The organism is Paenibacillus cellulosilyticus (assembly GCF_003182255.1).
GTDB lineage: Bacteria > Bacillota > Bacilli > Paenibacillales > Paenibacillaceae > Paenibacillus_T > Paenibacillus_T cellulosilyticus.
In genome coordinates, this window is sequence record NZ_QGTQ01000021.1 from 70,313 (window position 1) to 87,752 (window position 17,440).

A 17,440-nucleotide genomic window follows, 5' to 3' on the forward strand; every position below is an offset into this window, starting at 1 on the left:
TCAAAGATTATACCATATTATGACTGATAGTGGGAGTGACTTGATGCAGCAATAAATGTTACTGTGCCTCCATCGGCTGTCAATAATACTGTACCGTTAGGTATACCATGGTTATGTGCCCCTGCAGCAGTCGTAACTGAACCTATATTAGCTTTACTGTTCAGCTCACTTAATAAATTGGATTCGTTCGTAATAATCTTATCCCACGAGGTTATATACAACGTCTGGCCGAACGGAATAGCAACGTTCGCATCAAGCGATATCTCTTGTGCAGTAATATCAAAAAATCCCGGGGATGAATGATCAAGCGTCACAGTGTACCCATTATTCGTGAATGACAACACAGGTCTATTTCTACCTGTATAATACGATGTCACTCGAATGTTCTCTGATTCTGACCCAAACGCCCCGAAATAGTTCCCATCGACACTCATTTCTGAACGCGGATATGCTGCTGACGTCTGTATCAGAGCGCCGGTGATCTTGCCGCCGTTGATGGCCGTACCATTTATCACGCCACCAGTAATCGTGGTGCCGTTTATCTCGCCACCCGTAATGACAGACGCCTCGATCGTGCCACTGAACTTAATAGCATCTTCAGTGTCATCATAATAGAGCTTACGGCTTCCGCCGACGTACCAGTCGAGCAGCACGTCACTGTTGATGATCAGCTTGGACGCATGATCGCTGCGCTCTGTGACAATGCCTTCTTCCTTAGTAATCGTCACACCGAAGTACGGCTTGCCTTGCTTGACTGCCGTCTGGTTGAGCTTATTCACCTGCTGTGTCAGCGATCCATCGATACTAAACTCGGATGCTTGCTCTGACTTGGCCGGCGCCTCGATACGCATCTTCAGCCCGCCCTTGTAGCTCATCACCTGGTGCAGTACGATCGTCTGATAGCCGACAAGCCCATTCCATGGCAGCAGCGCGCCGTCCCAGCTCGTTATCATCTCTTCCCACGCATTACCTTCATATTGCTGGAAGCCGATCACATCGCCATGTTCAAAATGCGGGAAGCCTCTAGCGTCCATGTCGATGGGCACATAAGAGAACCCATTCAGCGCGGCGTGCAGGTCGTCAACAATGGCCTGCGTAGCAAACGGCAGGTCGACGTACAAGGTCTGCCCCTCGCTGCCTTCGCCTGCCTCATAGGACAGCCCCTCCTCGTCATCGTACGTCGCCACAATGCGGGTGTACGTCTTCAGCGGGTTGGTCTGCTTAACGCGGATATAGTCAGATACGCCCATATCGCTAACAGGAGCTGCCGCGGCACTGAAGCGTTTGAACTTGATTAGTCCGTCTTTACCGACAAATACGCATGCCACGTTAGCAGCCGCGATGTAACTCATTACCTGGCGCATGCTGTAGCCGGTTGGCGCTACCTCCATCACATAAGATGGATTAATGACCACGCTGCTGTCGTAGGCATAGCCAAGCCGATCGCATATCTCGTCCCAAACGGCCTGCTGTGTCGTTGGATACGTGAGTGAGGAGACATACGCGACATCGGACCATACGAGCTTGTCGTAGCAAACGAGTGTCCAGACTTTGTTGTTCATCTGCCGGGAGTCAACGTAAAACTCACCCAGTGGTAGCCATTCGGTCATCCCACCTTCCCACGGCAGGTTCATATCCTCCCATGGGTATATGCCGTCCTTCCAGGTAATGCGAGACGTGCTGAGCGCCACGAATGGGGCGATGCGGGCGTTAGCAGGAACTGTTCCCTTAAGCCGCAGCTTAATCGTCAGTTTGGACATGACTGCCGTCCCCAGCTCAAACTCCTCGCCTAGCGTCAAACTGTTTTCAATTTCGAACTCGACGACATCCCGGTTATCGTAGATGTCATCGCCTGCTTCAACCTTAAGGATGAACTCACGATCTGGGCGGCGTAGCAGATCCGCGTATAGTGTAGATATTGGATACATGCAATCACCGCTCCGTCAATGTTACTTTAAGACCTGACCACAGGATCTCGCCGCCCTTGGACACAGCCACAGGTGCCGGGCGGTTGCCAACATAAAAGGTCTTGGTCTCGTACTGGCCGGTCATCGGGTCTGGGTAGGTGAAGTCGAAGAAAACGCCGCTCATGGACTGCAGCAGCGCCGACATAATAGACCATTTAATTACACCCCACTGCATTTCAATCTGGCGCTTAACAGCCACCCTGTCCCGTGTGAGCGTGCCGTCAGCGGTCCGTGTAGTCGAGTCACCATCGTCAAGGTCCATCGTGGTCACCGTGAACTGTGACGGATAGGACGCGATCACTTGCCCGTCAATCTTAAGCTCCATATCACACCTCCAGTAACGGCTGTCTCGATTGCCGCTGTGCGCTATTGATTGCTCGGGCGGCCACTCGCCCGAATTGCGTTTCGCCGATCTGCAGCACTGCGCTTTTATCGCTGGACTTGATTGCGTCAAGAATCAGCATCAGGGTATCGACAACAACCTGATTGGTGCCGCCAAGCATCTCCTGCAGCTTAGACAACGGTGAAACAACTTCCGGATCCACAGAAGCTCCTTTGTTATCACCGACCATAGCCAGCGTTGGACCGTAAGCAAGACCGCCTTTTGCTAGCTTAGGGATAGTCGGGATGTTGATGCCGAAGGATTGGCCACCTATTCCAGGGACCCAGTCTGGCATGTCGATGCTGACGGTATTGAGCTGCCGAATCATGAAGTTAAAAGCATCGATAATAAGATTAACTGCTCCCTTGAAGACACCGACAATAGAATCTGCAATGCCTTCATTAAAGCTCTGTATGCCGTTCCAAGCGCGCTTCCAGTCTCCAGTAAATACGCCGGCAATAAAGTCGACAATGCCACCCAGGGATTTAATAATACCAGCTGCTACGTCAATGATGACTCCAAGCACCGACCCGATAACATCGCCAATTAGACTGAAGATGTTAGAGAACGTTGGACCAAGCACATCTATTAAATAATTGGTTACCGGCACAATGAATTTGTTGAAAATATCAAGAGCTGCCGTTGTGAGCTTGCCGACAAACGTAGCTATCTCCTGATACAGCCCTTTCAAGTGTTTCTCCCAGAGCCACGACATGTTTTCGAGCATATTCGAAATGAACGGCTGCAGGAACTTGTCCCACAGATTTGACCATAAGCCCTTGATGCCATCCAAAGCATTCTTAACTCCGCTCAGGATCTTATCTCCCCAGGAATACCAGAAATCCTTGACGATGTTTAACGTATCGACGATCCTGTCAGAGAATAATAAAAGGCCCGGCTCAACTGCACCGGACCAAAGATCATCAAATATGAGTTTGACACCATCGAATAGGCTTAGGTAGATATCCATCGCACCAGATAGGAACTCCGACAGAATTGGAAGGCCATCTGTAACGAACCAAGTCAAGACCGGCATTGCCGCTGTCTCTAGCCCAGTGAACACATTTAGCATGGAATCTAGTAGTCCAGCTACAATGGTGCCCAGTACCGTAATCTCTTTCTGCCACAGCGGTACAACGCCCGTCGTAAACCAATTTTTCAGCGGTGCACCAAGCGCTACGATATCCGTAAAAGTCTTTCCGAATGCTGCTTTCCAATTCCCTAGTTGTGGCTCGATCTGTGCCCATGCTTGGGTGAGTGACGGACCGAACGTAGATACGATTGTCTGTCCAATCCCTTTGAACGAGCCGTCTAAACCGCCGAACATGCCTTTGACGTTGTTGACAAAACCTTGCACCTTTGCCTTTACCGGGTCAAGCTCAATGTCAGGCGTAAGCGACCCAAGGCTACCAAGATCAACGCCAGCACTAGTACCAGCCAAAGCCGCACCAGCTGCAACGTCATCCATAGCGTCTGCAGTACCCTGAGAAATCGTATTGAGCTGATCGAAGCCACCCAACGCGCCCTTGATGGTCTTGCTGGCTTTCTTCACGTCATTGGCTGCATCAGTGGAGGCGTCGCCCATACCGCTGACAGCCCCAGCAGCAGCGTCTGAGGTTGCCGTCACTTGGCTGCTGGTTTGGCCTGCACTGCCGAAGATGACTTCGGTAAATGCCTTGAAGTACTCAGCCCCAACCTGCAGGTATCGGATTAGCTTGTTAATCCAACCGATAACAGGAGTCAGCACATTAATAAAGCCTTGCCCCATAGTACCTTGGAAGATTTTCCATTGTTCATTGAGAAGCCGCGTTTGGTTGGCCCAACCATTGCTCGTCCGTGCAAAGTCGCCTTGTGCGTCCTTGCTGGCATTAAGCAGGTAATTGTACCGCAGTAGCGTCTGCTCAGCCTGACTCATGGACTGCCAGCTCTTGGTGATACCTTGGGAGAGTGCATAGGCTTCCATATTCGCGACGTTCATATTGATACCTAGCGCCATTAGCGGCTCCGTCTCGCCAGCAATACCGCTTCGTATCTTCTCGAATGCATCGTCATTACTCAGGTTATAGAATGACGCCATATCAGCGGATAACTCGGTCAACTTCTTCGACATCTGCTCCATCTGGCTACCAGCAAGACCGGAGCTCTTCATCATAGCGCCGAGTGTTGAAGCATATCGCTTTGCTGATAACTCCGAGAGGCCAAACCCTGTGAGAGCTTCCTTCGACCAGGCGTTAATATCTGCCGCCATGTTGCCAAACGTTACATCAACAACGTTCTGAACCTCGTTTAGATCGGAGGCGAGGTTGATGGCCTCGCGCCCGAAACTAACGATCTTATCTACCGCAAACGCCGCGCCCGCTAAGGCACCTAGCCGCTTAAAAGCACCGCCAACCATGTTATTCGCTATATTGGCAATACCATTCAGCTGGTTGCGAAACATATCGAAATTTAGACCCAAGTCTAAGTCTATCCTGCCTGCGCTGCCTGCTGACATCTACCTCGCCTCCTTTCCGAACATCTTCCGGAATAGCGTACTAAGCGCCTCCATGTCTTTATCCAACCTCTCTGGGTCAGATAGCTTTTGCTGCGCCTGCTTGGTTCTCCATTCACGGTGAATTCGCCGTTGATCGGGGCTAAAGGCCTTAATTGCTTTCGGGTCCTTCTCAGCCCGTATCGCTACAATGCCACCTAACGGCGTATCCGACATAAGCCCTGATACGAGCGTACAGAACTCGTCCCAGGGCATGTCTTTGTGTTGTCGTACGCGAATACCGTATTGTTTGGCAATACTCGCTTCTATTAGCGGCCAGTCATCATGCAGATCGTACCAGCGTTCACCGCTACTACTGACCTGCCCGTTGAAATCGGGCATCTGCTTCCTCGTATGTCAGCCCTTGCATAGCAGCCATGACCGCCGTCGTAAGTACCTTCAGGTTTGCAACCGACATCTTTTTTACACCGATTTCCTCAATAGCTTCCTCGCCCAGCGCTGCAGTAATGGATTCCAATACTTTTTTAGTCGATCCTTCTGCCGCAAGTTCTTCAAACTTGAAGACTGACTCAAGTGAGTCATTCACGTCATAATGCTTATCGCCAATCTGGATTTGTGGCCGCGCCGTACTCAACTTGTCCGTAATATTAATCAGTGTCATTTATACGTAAGCCTCCTTATGGTGCAGCCGGCGTATAGACCGGCAGCCCGTCCGATAATACTTCAAATTCCAGATTATCGATATTCGTCGAGTCGCCACCTGCTGGCGTCGTTAGGTTGATAACACAATCCATGGTGAGCTTATCTCCGTTCGGCAGTTCCCACTCGAACTTCGATTCGACTTCTTGGCCTGTACCGATCAGCAAACCGCCAATATAATCGTTGCCGGGATCGCCATAGTTACGCTTGCCCGAGAAGCTGAACGTCAAGCCCTTACCGGTTACAGCACGGCGAACCCAACCGCCTTGGTCCATTGGTGTCCATTCTTCGGTATTTGCATCGATCGACGGCGAGAATGTCTCCAGGTCCTTCACGACAACCATTTCAGCCACCGTCGATGCGCGACCAGCCGTGCCAATCTTAAACTTGTTATTGTGAACCGGATATACTCCAGTCATATGGCTTGTCACCTCTCATAAAATATAGTCATCTCGATTACGTACTCGTAGATCCCTTCGTCATCTGTGCCGACGTTGACGGGTTCTGGTGTACTCATCTTGAACATAATCACGCGTTTATCGCCGATCGTCGGCTGCTGGCCGAACAGTGCGTCATATACCTCCTGCGCCTTGCGTTCAGCTGTATCCGCGTTACGGCCCCAGTGGACCAAAATGGATACAAGCTTGGATGTATATGACGTATTGGGAAGCCCGCCGATCGCAATGTTAGGAGAGCCGCCAGGAAGGCCATAGAGACCGATACACTCCGGCTTCTTGCCGTCGAGCTTGCCAATATACCAGCTCGGGCAATCGACCTTCGTCTTCAACCAGTCGCGAACCTCAGCTAGCCTCATTTGATGATCCCTCCCGTAAGCTTCTTCCAAATCTTCGTAAACACGCGTTTGACGATGTTCTCCTTGCCACCCTGCGCCCATTCCTCAAGCCACATGCCCTGGGCATTGCGGTTCTTGTCACGACGGAAGTTGTATTCTGGATGCCAATAGAGACGGCGGGCATAAGGCGTATCGTAGACAACCGATACCTGCCCTTTCTTGGCCTGCGACTCATCGACAAATGCGCTGCGCTCTAGTTCACCTGTCTGCTTCGGTACGACCTCTGCTGTCATGATGTCGCCAAGGATGCTGTCTCTCGATCCTTGCAGCGTCTTCTCAAGTGCTTCGACCGCTGATTCTGAAATAGTCCGAAGCGCCTTCTTGTTCATCTTCGTTCGTGCCTTCACTTTGCCCATCAGCTCAGCTCCAGCTCAGTCGAGAATACGGAGCCGTCCGGGTTACGTGGGCGAGCAGCACGATTGATCGTCTTGCGATCTGGACCGATACGGACATATCCCTCGATCATCTTGTCTGGGTTAATGTCACCCTCAAAGATAAGCTTGCCGGAGACCTGCACCAGCTGTCGTTTAGCGTCCATGACCTGCCGCGATTTGTCCTCATAGCAAGCGAGCCCATCGAAGATTAACTCCTCGACAGGCTCCCCGTCCTCAGACAATTCAGTTTGATATACCTGAACAGGAGTCTTTAATATCCAACGTGGAAACGGCAGCTTCATCATAGCCTCCTGTTCGCCAGCCCTGTAGCCCGTAGCAGCCCCGTGACAGCTTCAGTGGTCTGAATGCCCCCAGCACCCTCAACTGCCTTGAATGACAGCGATACGCTGCCAGCGCTATAGCCTGTAAGCGGCGTGTTCAGGTAATTGCCGTACTGGAACATGAAGTCGGCTTGCTGGCAAATGGCCTTAGCCACATTCGCACGCTGAAAAGGCGTGAGGTTATCAACACCACACGCCACAATTCGGTTATAGGTTAGGCTGTCTACTTGATCGGAAGCACGCTGCAGTTCACGCTCAAGCATATCTGCTGGGATGCTACCGTTGCCGTAGAGCGTGTAATCATCAGCGGTTGCATAGGCCATATGATCACCCGCCTGTTGCTTCTTTCAGCTTTTTGTTCGCTTCGGTCAGTTTTGTCTTCATGCTCGCCAACTGCTCTTCCAGTTCCTCATTACGATCCAGTGCCTTCTTATGCTCGGCATACGTCACCGTCTTGGACGGGGACGTCTCGATCGTCTCCAGCGCGCCGCCTTGCTCCTCCGCGATGTCGTAACCAAGTTTCAGATAGCCTGCTTTGTCTGCCTCGTCAATCTTAAGCTGCTTGTTTCCTTTGATTGCGTATAGCATAGGTCATTCCTCCTTACGCTTGTGCGTTAATTTGTACGCCTGCCAGCTTACGTTCAAGCAAGAACAGGTCCGTGTAACGACGGTTTTGATACAGGTAGCCGTCGCCGCCCGTATGCGAGCCTGGTTCCCACAGATAGATAACACTGTGCTTCACAGGTGCGAGGACTGCGGACGGGTGTACCAGAATCATGTTGATCTGCTTCGCGCCTACACCCGGTACCGCGCCGCTAGTAAAGTCGAACGACGACTTCAGGCGATCCGATGGGACCATGACCAGCGTAACGTCGTCAAGACTGCGTACAGCACGGTCTACCACTCCATTGTTGCCCGTAACTTCGATTGTCCGCTGCACTTTGTCCGCTTGCTTTAAAAGCTTCTTCATTGTCGGTGTCACGTACATAATACGGCCGCTCTGCGGCACACCAGCCTCGTCCATTGCCTCCATCATGTCATCAAAGATGCTCAGCACATTGGAGAGAGAAGGTACAACCGTGTTGATCGTGCCCCCAAGGTCCTCGACCTCGGAATACAGCTTCGAGTACCGGTATTTGTCCAACTCCGGAATCGCCTGTTCCTCCTCAAACGTGTTAGTCACGTTTGCCGCAGAAAGGATCTGATTCGTTTCATCGACATCCATCGCATCGACGAAGAACTCGACATCGCGGTCATGTTGCAGCACCTTCAGCTCGAAGTCGTTGGCGATCGCTTGACGATTCCAACCACCGTTGCGGCTGTGATCCTTATAACCAGCCACGTCCAAGCGTGGAATCTTGACTGTTTTCGTGCCAACGAATTGTGCGTTCGCCGTCGTGAGCGCTGCCGAAGTAAGCTCCTGTGCGTATTTTTGAGACAATATTGTTAGAAAAGATTCTACGTAATTGTAAGGCATTGATTATCACTCCTATTTTTGTTGTGTGACGCCGAAGATTGCCGCCAACTGATCATTGGCTGCTTGACCCCCGTTACCGCCACCAGAACCGCCAACACGGAAGCCAGGTCCTCCGTTGCCACCGCCATTGCCACCTTCAGGTTTGAACAAGAATGCCTTCGACTCCTGCAATCCCTTAAGCTGCTCGTCCAGTCCGACAATCTTCTCACCATCGACGACGAGCTTCGACCGATCGAACAGCCCTGCAACAAGGCCTTCATCGTGTACCTTGCCTGTGAGTGCACCTTTGATTGCATTCGTCAGCGTAAGCTCCTTCAGCTCGTTGGCGTGCTTCTCTGCTGCGGCCGTATTATCTGCTTGGAGTTGCGCAATCTTAGCCTGCAACTCGGTAGCATCGCCCGCGCTCTTCTTCAACGTCTCGAGCTGAGCGTCACGCTCCGTGACATCCTTCTCAGCCTTCTTCTTGGCCTCAACAGCTTCGTTATACTGCGACTTAGGTACAAAATGCTTCGGCAGCTCCTTGCCGGTATCGCCGATAATAGAATCAATCTTGGCGTCGTCCAGCCCTGCCGCTTTCAAAATTGCTTTCAACCAATCCATTTATCCATCAGCCTCCATAGATTTTTATAGCTGCTCTCCAGCTACAGGGAGTAGGCCGCTATGCTCCGGCCAACGAGCAATAGGCCCTAGCAGTCTCAGCCAGGGCCTAGAAATTCACAAGCGTTTGGGATTTTAGGCAAAACAAAAGCACCCTCGCGATATGCGTGAGTGCTCTTTAGGATAGAACCTTTATGCTGTTCGCTTGTTCCTCGGTGATTTCTTCATATTCAAGATCCTCACCGACAAATATACGGCATTGCTCAGGATCAGGCTGCCATGCAGCGTTCTCCGAATCGAAACGTTCGAAGTTGCCCCCTACATATCGATACAATCGAGATGCAGAATCACCTGTATATCCATATACAAAATAGAAATCTTCCGGCATGCCCTTACCTCCTTACTTAATCTTATCGATATCTTTCGGCTTCTTCAGGCCCGAAGACAATGAGAACATCTCCTTCGTTAGCTCAGCTCGCCGTTCAGTTGATGTACTGTCGAGTCTGTATTCCTCGTATATTTCATGCATCCGTCCATTCTTAAGCTCAAAGCTTTCAGGGGTATGAAATTGCACTTCGAATTTCTGTCCCTCAGGACTAACGAATACCGCGTTTACGCCGCGATAAGGGTTACGCTTATCGTCCCACGTATTTTTGAGCTTATGGCGTGTGTAGCCCTTCGCTTCCATTTCAGCTACCACAGCTTCATAATGGCCGACCAGTTTATCACCATCCGCCTGGTACGTATACCTGATGACATCATTCATGTTGGAAAGCGTGTCATTAATGATCGCCATATCCCCGCTATTCTTACTATCCGAGTTAACCTTGCGCAGATAGGAATCCTTACCCTTAAGCCTGTATTCAAGACCCACCATATCCATACCAGTAGATTCTGATATAGCCTGAAGGTCGCTCGTAATCTGCGGCTCCCGCGCAACGACTTGCTCGTATGCGTTCAGCTTGCGATAATCGCCTTTGTACTGATTCCAACGCTCACTTTCATTATACTTAATGCGCTGGAATTCTGCCAGAGATGCAGGAGCTCGATCACCAAGTACTTGTTTATACCTCTCTAGTTGCTTAGCATCACTTGACGCCTTTTCTCTGATTAGATCCTTTGTGGTCAGAGGTGGTAATTGGGTCTTCTCACGCTTGCTGTCGCGTTTCAGATGATCATTCTCAGCTAGATGCGTCTTCAGGCGTCCTTTCCACTCTTTTACCTTGGCTGCAGCTGCTGCCTGATTGTTAGGATCGGTCGAGCCTGCCTCTCGGCGATTGTATTTCCGAATCTGACGCTCCATATAACGTTGCTTTTGTTCAGCCTTATAGTTCGCCAAGGCTTTCGCATCATCGACCGGCTGCGGAAGCTTGCTGACACCTGGAAAGAATGTCGCCATGTTATGCCGGCAATGCGGATGGAATAAACCGCCCGCCATGGCCGTACTGAGCAATGGATAATCACCGTCTGCTGCCGTTCCACCGCTATATACGTCGTCGATGTACACCTTACCTTGCCACGGTAAGCAAAGCGGTGAGCAGTTACTATGCGCTGATACGACGACAGTACGGACACCTATCTCCTGCCGCCTAGCACCCTCGCCTGCGAATGTCGCTCGCTGCGCCGCTGCCCGCAGCGCCATCTCTGCATATGAAGCGATGTTAACCTTGCGGCCATCCTTATACGTGATGCAATCGATACCTTTATCGAGAAAGTCCTTCGTTGCCATGTCTATTGCCTGATTCAACGATAACGCACCGCTGTTATGGTATAGCTGTGCCTTATATATGGTCTGCCGATACACATCATCCATTTTCCGTAGCATAGCGTGCTTGGCATTATCCATATCTCCGTTAATCGAGTCAGTCAGTGCATCAACACGTCGGTGATTCAACTTGAAGAAGTTGTCGTCATTGTCCTCACGCGGTACTGGCCGAGGCGTGTTTTCACGCTTACCGAATCCGAATCGATTCCAAATACGGTTAGCAGCATCACCCACGCTCTTGGCTCCGCGCTTGAATGACCCCCACAACGTACGTTCGACAGTATCCTTGACGTCAGGCATAGCTTCGTCGACGATCTTGCGGTTTCGCTTGCGATACTCCTTAATGGCCGCTAACTTGCGCGCCTGCCACTGCGTCCACTCGAAGCCTTCCTTCTTCTCCTCATCCTCATGAGCAGTTAGGTTACGCTTCATGGACTTTATCAGATCGGTTTCCATCTGTCCGAATATGGAACGAAGGTCAAAGCGCTTCTTCTTCATTCGTCATCCAACTCGTCGTCCGGTGGATCATCCCGTGTGCCAGGCTCATCTGTAAGCATGCCGCTGCTCTCCGCTTTCAACCGTGCGACCTCTTCGGCCTTCTCTTCATCGGTCCAGGTGTCGCCATACATCTCTTCGACAGCTCGCTCAATCGACATCACACCGAACGTCCGCGCTTTACCAACCGTCTCCACCACACTGTCAAACGACGGCGAGGCGTACTCTCCGAACTTGACGGATGGCTCATACAGTCCAGCTGCGCGACCGTTTAGCGTATCAAAGACCATCAGAGCCGTGGCAACGACCTGCGGGATAACCTCGTTCAATCGCTCGACCAGCTTGCCACGAGTATACAGCGTCGCCTTCTCCTTCTCGCGTTGCGCCTCGGCGTTGTCTGTCTTCTTCAGATCGATGCCCAGCGTGGCAGGTGAGACAATGCCCTGTAGGCACATGTCCAGCGCGCTAGCATACGATTCGACGAACGCTTCGTATAGAATTTGCGGCTGAATCATACTGATTTGGCTCTTAGCATCCTCGGCGAGTGTCGATCCAACTTTTATGAACTGATTATCGAACGGATTGGGCCGCATCGTCGCCCCGGTATCAGGGTTACGCGGTATCAGATCCTCCGGAATGTACTTCTGTACCCTACCGGACCGGATCGCGTCGAGCCATTGGCTTACAACCTCATCCAGCGCATCGAAGCTGTCTGCCTTGCCCTCGAATATCGACTTGCCGCGGCCTTTCCACTTCGGCGACTTGAAGAACATAAGCGGTAAGGCCATAATCCAGTCACCGCTATACGTCACATCGGCCAGTTCTGCCGTTTCCGGTACCATAGTGAGCGGCACTTCCTTGCCGTAGGCGTCCAGCAGCTGATACTTGATGTATCCACGCCCAAACGTCTCGACGAGTCGGTAATCCTTATCACGCTGCCGATAGTCTGTGTAGAAGACGACCTCCTGCAGTCTGCCGCGCTGCCGCTTATACTCAACCTGGTCACCGCTGTAGAACTCTATGATCGGATACGGCGTAATGGCTGTATCGACGGTCAGCTTGAAAGCTCCGTCGCCTGCTACTAGCGCATCCGTAATGGCCCCGCCCAGCAGCTCGGGGAAATCGTTATCCTCGGCGATCTCTTCCCACGTCACATTCACGGCCTCCGTCTGCAGCTCAATGCTATCCATATCAGCAATGACAATGTCAGACAGCTTGTCCGCGATTAACGCAGGTAATCCGGTATGGATCTTACGAATGCCTAGATCCGCGCTCGGTACCGCTGCCCAGAAGCGCGACCGACTAACAGCATCGGCTGCTGCTTGCTTGTGAAACTGGTCCAGCTCAGACGGATCGCCACGATACCATAGCCGATTACGCAGCACGTTCGTCCCGTAGCTGAATGGCTCTGTAATCGTAATGACTCGATTCTCCACCGCTGGATTGATCCGCAGCATCTTCATGACCATGTTTTTAAACCACCCCACTCTCTATACCTCCAATCTGCGTTTGAATGGCTGCACCGCATACTCGGAGCTGTCCAAGCAGTCTACCGGATAGCTGCCGTCATCCGTCCGCACCCATTCGCCCGCCTGGCGCTCCTTCTCGTCCCACGTCGCATTCTCCAGCGCCTCAGTCCACTGTTTCAGGTGGTGCATGACCTTATACCGCCCTTGATTGATCAAGATGTTCGTCAGTCGGATGCGATCGACGATGCCCTCTTTCTTGTAGGCAGCTACGACTTGAAGGTTGATACCGCGGCGCCGCAACTCGTTCGCCAGCGCCTGCCGAAATAGCTTATCGGCTGACTCCGCGAAGATATGAGCACACGACAAAAATGCCGGATAAGTCTCCGACCACTCGACTATCTTATTCACGATTTCCTTTGCATACCGATCATGCGTATATCCGCTTTCCTTACCCTGCTTGTGGTAGTAGCCATCCAGCAGCACGACGTTCTCGTACTTGGCCGTCATGCCCGTCAACGTGGCGACGGTCGCATCCGTACCACCAATATCGATGCCTATCGAGAACTCCATAAAGCGGTAGTCCTTGATATCAGCACGCGTTACGATGACATCCTTGCTTGTGTAGCCCGTGTAGATGCGCCCTGTCGCTGCGGTTCTCTTGCCTTGGATGTCGGCTTGATACCATAGACTGCCCTTGTCATACGTCGCAAGCACAGCCCGTAAGCGATCGTCTGGGATGCTCAGATTACCCATAACGGTAAAGTGAGCGTAATTGTACCCCGGGTTCTCTCCACGCTTCAGCAGCTCGTCCTGATAGTCGAGTACATCGCGATAGAACCAGTGTGAAGGAGGCTTCGGGTTGAGGTCGAAGAACAGCTGCCGCTTAGAGCTGGCGAGCGTCCGGTCGAACGCCTCCTGTACGAATGACTGGTGACACTCGTTCACCTCGGTGATATACACCGTACCGTAGCTGTTACCCTTGATCCTCGCCGCGTCGTTCGCCTTACCGCCTCCGGCTATGATGACGACCTTCTCACCTGTAGCTGTCTGGATGTAAAGCGCATCGCGGTTCTTGTACTCACCTTCACGGCAGCGGCCCTCGAATAGATGCTGCAAGCCGAAGCCGTTCGAGTCAATCGCGTTCATCTTGGCCGCACCGAGGCTCACTCCGGCTACTAGATGAAGCTTGTCGGGATGCACCTCTAAGCACATAGCGTAGGCGATTAGGTTGATGATGTTCTTACCTGCACGCTTACCACCTTCTGCAACGTTCAGCCATGAGTCCTTGCTGCGTGCGATATACGCCGCCTGCTTCGCCGTAAGCGGTGCATACTCAATCATCGGTCAGCACCCTTTCCGGCGCTGGGTTGTTGATCAGATCGGCAAGAGCGGTAATCTGAGCGTTCGGGTCTACGCCGTCCTTGTTCGGCACCTTAGCCTTCAGCACCTCGATGCGGGCTTTCTGCTCCTCTGTCGCAAGATCTGTCTTCAGCAGCTCGTCATATTGCTTGATCAGACTCTGAAGCGTCGCCATGGCCCGGCTCTGCGCCTGCAAGAAGGTCGCCTGCTTGTCCCAAGCCTGCTGAACCTCCCACTTCTCACCAAATACATTGCCGCTCTTCTCTTCGATCCGCTCGATCGTCTTATCATCGCGGTCCTTGACGAACATAATCTGCTGCGCCCGAATGATGGCCGTGTACTGGATCATGATGTTGTCCCAAACGATGTCGATAGGGTTGCGCTCCTGCAGCTGCTCCATGATCTCCAGCGATTCAGCCGGCAGATACTTCTGGAACAGCCCGTGCGTTACGGCGTTGCTGTTGCGCGCTGGTGCCCCTCCGTTGTTGCCGACGGCATTCTTATTCCCTTTTGGTGCACCCCCGCGTTTTGTGTGCATACCTTTGTCAGAGGGTGCACCCTTGTTTCGCTCCCAGCCGTGCCGCTGCTTCCAGCTCTTAACCGTGTTCAGGGTAACGCCATACTTCTCGGCAATCTCCTTGTATTTCAAGCCTGCTTGATAGTCCAGCTCAGCCAGCTTATGCGTCTCTGCCATGCTTCACGCTCACCACCTCCGGTATTGTGTTGTTTTGCGGAAAAATAAAAAGCACCGGTTAAGGTGCTTGATTTAGCTCATCGGTTGATGTCGATGCCGACAATAGTAGATTCACCATTCTGGATAAATCCTCTTCATTTCTCGCTATTTTCGCCGATTTCATGCAATCTTCAAAACGTATTCCCGCACACGCAAAATCTCCAAGTGCATCAATTTCCGAAACAGACATATGCATTGTCATCTCTTCGATTTGCGATATTTCTGATCCTGTAATTGCACAAATTTTCAAGATAGAAGAATATCTTATCTCGTCCATCGGAATCACCTCGTGAACATTGTAATGCATATAGCTTTATGGGAACAGCCTTTTTGACGAATCTTGTGCCTTTTGCGTAGGTGTGCCACCGACCCGACTCAAATTCCTAAACGCTTGGGTTTTTCCCTTGAAGCACCGCGGCACACTGCATACTTGCTTTGAGCCAGTCCAGCGGCCCCATATACAGCCCTTGCAGTGCACTGGCGGTGTTGGCTCCTCGCGTTCGATCTGATATTTCTTATAGGCTTCCGGCGTCATGCTGGTGCCTCCTTTACATGCAAAAAGGCCGTCCGATTGGACGACCTTGGCTCATATACAAATATTTCATACTAGCATAATACCATGGGTTGACATGCCCTGTGTTCGCATTCTATTCGCATTTATTTCGCAATTTTTTCGTACTCACTCACTGCTTTCTTACGCCAGCGGTAAAAAACATCTCGTGAGACATTCAATTCCCGCGCTGACTCATTCCAAGGTCGCCCGTCAATGTAGTGTGCACGCAGCAACTTCGCATAATCCGGTTCATAACTTTCCAGCGCCTCGAGTGCTGCATCGATCTGATCACGCTGCGCCTGTAGGTCCTGCAACTCACTCAGTCGCTCGACAACAGCCTCATAGCCATCCTTGCTGCCTGTTCGCGCCTCAATGACCTTCTCTATCTTAGCCCGCAGATCCCGCAGCGCCTTGTCATCATCCGCGTCACTGGCGCCCGCAGGTACCGCTCTAAGCTGCGCCCGAATGCCGGACGGATATTTATCCAGGTAAGCATGCGCTGCTGTCTCCAGCTCCTGCTCTCGTTTCGATAGGTACATGTATGACGGCATGCCGCGCAACCTGCGGTGCAGCTCCATCAGCTGATCGTCTTGGTTTAGTCGGCTAACCGTTATACCTGCTCCGACCGAGTAGTTTTCGAGTACTTTGATGCGGGCTATGATGCGTTTATAATTGCTCAGTTGCTCGATTACCGTTGTCTCATCCATGCGTTTCACCGTCCTTTATGCGTTGCGCCTCTCCTAAAGCGTCACAAGCAAACTTACCTTCGTCCTGCATAATTTCACTTGGATGCAGCGAATCTGAACGATATATTTGGTGCGAACCATACCATTGCAATGAACCGACGAGCAGTGTATACGCCCTGTTGAGACGTTCTATTTCGGCTTGCTGCTGGTCGATGTGCTGCAGACATTCTTCAACTACCAAATCACCAATCACCGTGTTGTAGTTCCGCGCAATTTCTAGTCTTTTAGCGTCCATATTGCTCATCTGCCTTTCTCGTAAACTTCTTCAAGCCATTCAATCAGCATCACCATCTGCTTGACTGCGATGCGGTGATCCTGGTACTTCTGACTAAGCGCGCTTGTCGACTCCGTCACCCATGCCCAGAAACTTGGGTTCCCCATCCCGTGCTGCATGGCCATCTTATTGACTTGTCCGATCCAATCGATCACATCCTTGAAGAATGCGTTATAATCCATCGGCTACAGCTCCTCGATCCGGATATATATGCCCGGCATGTCCGCCCAGAACTTCTCCACGATCTCACTAGCGACTAGAGCATCGTCTTTCCAGTAGCCGCAATCCGTCATGCAATCCTTTAGCAACTTCTGCAGGTTATCGGTGTCCGGCTTCGTCGTCTTCCACTCACCATTGCAATGCTTGCCTTTCACCGGAAAGCACCACTTCACCATGAGCCTTATAGCGCCTGTATATTTACGCCCCGGTACATGCTGGCCCAGGTGCGCCATTAACTTCGATCGAGCTGCCTTCAGCTCAGCAGGCTCGTAAAATACTGGCTTTCCGTCGACGACCGATACTTGCTTCTGCTGATGCGTGATCGTCGGTACCTTCTTCATCGGCATGAAGAATTCGATTGTCATTCTCAGGCATCCACCCTTCTAGTTGCGCGGATAAATATTAGGGGGAGGGGGAGTGGCGCTTGCGACACGCCACTCCCTATCCCTATATATATTTATATATAATGGTTGCCGCTTCCCGGCGGCGGGCACCATGACGCACCTTATTTCCGCCGTTAAATCGCCGGACAGCGGTGACCATTATACGTAAGTTATATGCCGTGCGGCGATGACCATAAAAATATGATCACCGCCGCAATAGTCGTTACAAGTTTTTCGCTCTGATGCGAACGACTTTATACATT

At 51.6% G+C, this 17,440-nt stretch carries 23 protein-coding genes; all 23 read right to left on the reverse strand.

Translation table 11 applies throughout. The features are described 5' to 3' along the window. Positions 1-17: 17 nt before the first annotated feature. The 23 genes from DFQ01_RS21400 to DFQ01_RS21515 all read right to left on the reverse strand — a co-directional run bounded on the left by DFQ01_RS21400 (position 18) and on the right by DFQ01_RS21515 (position 17,159). Positions 18-1,928 carry a hypothetical protein gene (locus DFQ01_RS21400; protein ID WP_110045952.1) on the reverse strand — a complete coding sequence of 637 codons (1,911 nt, stop codon included), beginning with the start codon at positions 1,926-1,928 and terminating at the stop codon, positions 18-20. A 4-nt stretch (positions 1,929-1,932) separates the two neighbouring features. Further along, a complete protein-coding gene (locus DFQ01_RS21405) occupies positions 1,933-2,292 on the reverse strand; it encodes a DUF6711 family protein (RefSeq protein ID WP_110045953.1) in 360 nt (119 codons plus the stop codon). Position 2,293: 1 nt separating this feature from the next. Next, positions 2,294-4,843 carry a phage tail protein gene (locus DFQ01_RS21410; protein ID WP_110045954.1) on the reverse strand — a complete coding sequence of 850 codons (2,550 nt, stop codon included), beginning with the start codon at positions 4,841-4,843 and terminating at the stop codon, positions 2,294-2,296. Continuing rightward, complete coding sequence (locus DFQ01_RS21415; protein WP_110045955.1) at positions 4,844-5,221, reverse strand: Gp15 family bacteriophage protein; 378 nt, start codon at positions 5,219-5,221, stop codon at positions 4,844-4,846. Next, a complete protein-coding gene (locus DFQ01_RS21420) occupies positions 5,193-5,501 on the reverse strand; it encodes a hypothetical protein (RefSeq protein ID WP_110045956.1) in 309 nt (102 codons plus the stop codon). The genes DFQ01_RS21415 and DFQ01_RS21420 overlap by 29 nt, the downstream gene beginning before the upstream one ends. Positions 5,502-5,517: 16 nt before the next feature. Continuing rightward, entirely contained in the window at positions 5,518-5,958 is a 441-nt protein-coding gene (locus DFQ01_RS21425; protein WP_110045957.1) for a phage tail tube protein, read from the reverse strand. A gap of 8 nt (positions 5,959-5,966) precedes the next feature. Continuing rightward, positions 5,967-6,353 carry a minor capsid protein gene (locus DFQ01_RS21430; protein ID WP_110045958.1) on the reverse strand — a complete coding sequence of 129 codons (387 nt, stop codon included), beginning with the start codon at positions 6,351-6,353 and terminating at the stop codon, positions 5,967-5,969. Beyond that, on the reverse strand, positions 6,350-6,748 hold the full coding sequence (locus tag DFQ01_RS21435) for a hypothetical protein (RefSeq protein ID WP_110045959.1): 399 nt from the start codon (positions 6,746-6,748) through the stop codon (positions 6,350-6,352). Before DFQ01_RS21435 ends, DFQ01_RS21430 begins: the two co-directional genes overlap by 4 nt. Next, positions 6,748-7,071, reverse strand: a complete 324-nt coding sequence (locus DFQ01_RS21440; RefSeq protein WP_245946820.1) for a hypothetical protein — start codon at positions 7,069-7,071, stop codon at positions 6,748-6,750. The genes DFQ01_RS21435 and DFQ01_RS21440 overlap by 1 nt, the downstream gene beginning before the upstream one ends. Continuing rightward, positions 7,068-7,430, reverse strand: coding sequence for a head-tail connector protein (locus DFQ01_RS21445; protein WP_110045961.1), 363 nt, complete (start codon positions 7,428-7,430; stop codon positions 7,068-7,070). Before DFQ01_RS21445 ends, DFQ01_RS21440 begins: the two co-directional genes overlap by 4 nt. Before the next feature lie 4 nt (positions 7,431-7,434). Continuing rightward, positions 7,435-7,695 carry a hypothetical protein gene (locus DFQ01_RS21450; protein ID WP_110045962.1) on the reverse strand — a complete coding sequence of 87 codons (261 nt, stop codon included), beginning with the start codon at positions 7,693-7,695 and terminating at the stop codon, positions 7,435-7,437. A 13-nt stretch (positions 7,696-7,708) separates the two neighbouring features. Then, positions 7,709-8,584 carry a capsid protein gene (locus DFQ01_RS21455; RefSeq protein ID WP_110045963.1) on the reverse strand — a complete coding sequence of 292 codons (876 nt, stop codon included), beginning with the start codon at positions 8,582-8,584 and terminating at the stop codon, positions 7,709-7,711. Positions 8,585-8,596: 12 nt separating this feature from the next. Next, positions 8,597-9,184, reverse strand: coding sequence for a phage scaffolding protein (locus tag DFQ01_RS21460; protein WP_110045964.1), 588 nt, complete (start codon positions 9,182-9,184; stop codon positions 8,597-8,599). A 175-nt stretch (positions 9,185-9,359) separates the two neighbouring features. Beyond that, the gene (locus DFQ01_RS21465) at positions 9,360-9,569 is read right to left on the reverse strand and encodes a hypothetical protein (RefSeq protein ID WP_110045965.1); all 210 of its coding nucleotides are present in this window, start codon (positions 9,567-9,569) and stop codon (positions 9,360-9,362) included. A gap of 12 nt (positions 9,570-9,581) precedes the next feature. After that, positions 9,582-11,444: a phage minor capsid protein gene (locus DFQ01_RS21470; protein ID WP_110045966.1), complete on the reverse strand. Its 1,863-nt coding sequence runs from the start codon at positions 11,442-11,444 to the stop codon at positions 9,582-9,584. After that, complete coding sequence (locus tag DFQ01_RS21475; protein ID WP_110045967.1) at positions 11,441-12,928, reverse strand: capsid protein; 1,488 nt, start codon at positions 12,926-12,928, stop codon at positions 11,441-11,443. Before DFQ01_RS21475 ends, DFQ01_RS21470 begins: the two co-directional genes overlap by 4 nt. A 3-nt stretch (positions 12,929-12,931) precedes the next feature. Then, positions 12,932-14,251, reverse strand: a complete 1,320-nt coding sequence (locus DFQ01_RS21480; protein ID WP_110045968.1) for a terminase large subunit domain-containing protein — start codon at positions 14,249-14,251, stop codon at positions 12,932-12,934. Continuing rightward, complete coding sequence (gene terS, locus DFQ01_RS21485) at positions 14,244-14,963, reverse strand: phage terminase small subunit (protein WP_110045969.1); 720 nt, start codon at positions 14,961-14,963, stop codon at positions 14,244-14,246. Before terS ends, DFQ01_RS21480 begins: the two co-directional genes overlap by 8 nt. 58 nt (positions 14,964-15,021) lie before the next feature. Then, positions 15,022-15,279 (reverse strand): hypothetical protein, encoded by a 258-nt coding sequence (locus DFQ01_RS21490; RefSeq protein ID WP_110045970.1) that lies wholly within the window; start codon positions 15,277-15,279, stop codon positions 15,022-15,024. A gap of 380 nt (positions 15,280-15,659) precedes the next feature. Further along, positions 15,660-16,262, reverse strand: a complete 603-nt coding sequence (locus DFQ01_RS21500) for an RNA polymerase subunit sigma-24 (protein ID WP_110045972.1) — start codon at positions 16,260-16,262, stop codon at positions 15,660-15,662. Beyond that, positions 16,255-16,545: a hypothetical protein gene (locus DFQ01_RS21505; protein ID WP_110045973.1), complete on the reverse strand. Its 291-nt coding sequence runs from the start codon at positions 16,543-16,545 to the stop codon at positions 16,255-16,257. Before DFQ01_RS21505 ends, DFQ01_RS21500 begins: the two co-directional genes overlap by 8 nt. Next, positions 16,542-16,757, reverse strand: coding sequence for a hypothetical protein (locus tag DFQ01_RS21510; protein WP_110045974.1), 216 nt, complete (start codon positions 16,755-16,757; stop codon positions 16,542-16,544). Before DFQ01_RS21510 ends, DFQ01_RS21505 begins: the two co-directional genes overlap by 4 nt. Before the next feature lie 3 nt (positions 16,758-16,760). Continuing rightward, entirely contained in the window at positions 16,761-17,159 is a 399-nt protein-coding gene (locus tag DFQ01_RS21515; RefSeq protein WP_110045975.1) for a RusA family crossover junction endodeoxyribonuclease, read from the reverse strand. Positions 17,160-17,440: the final 281 nt, after the last annotated feature.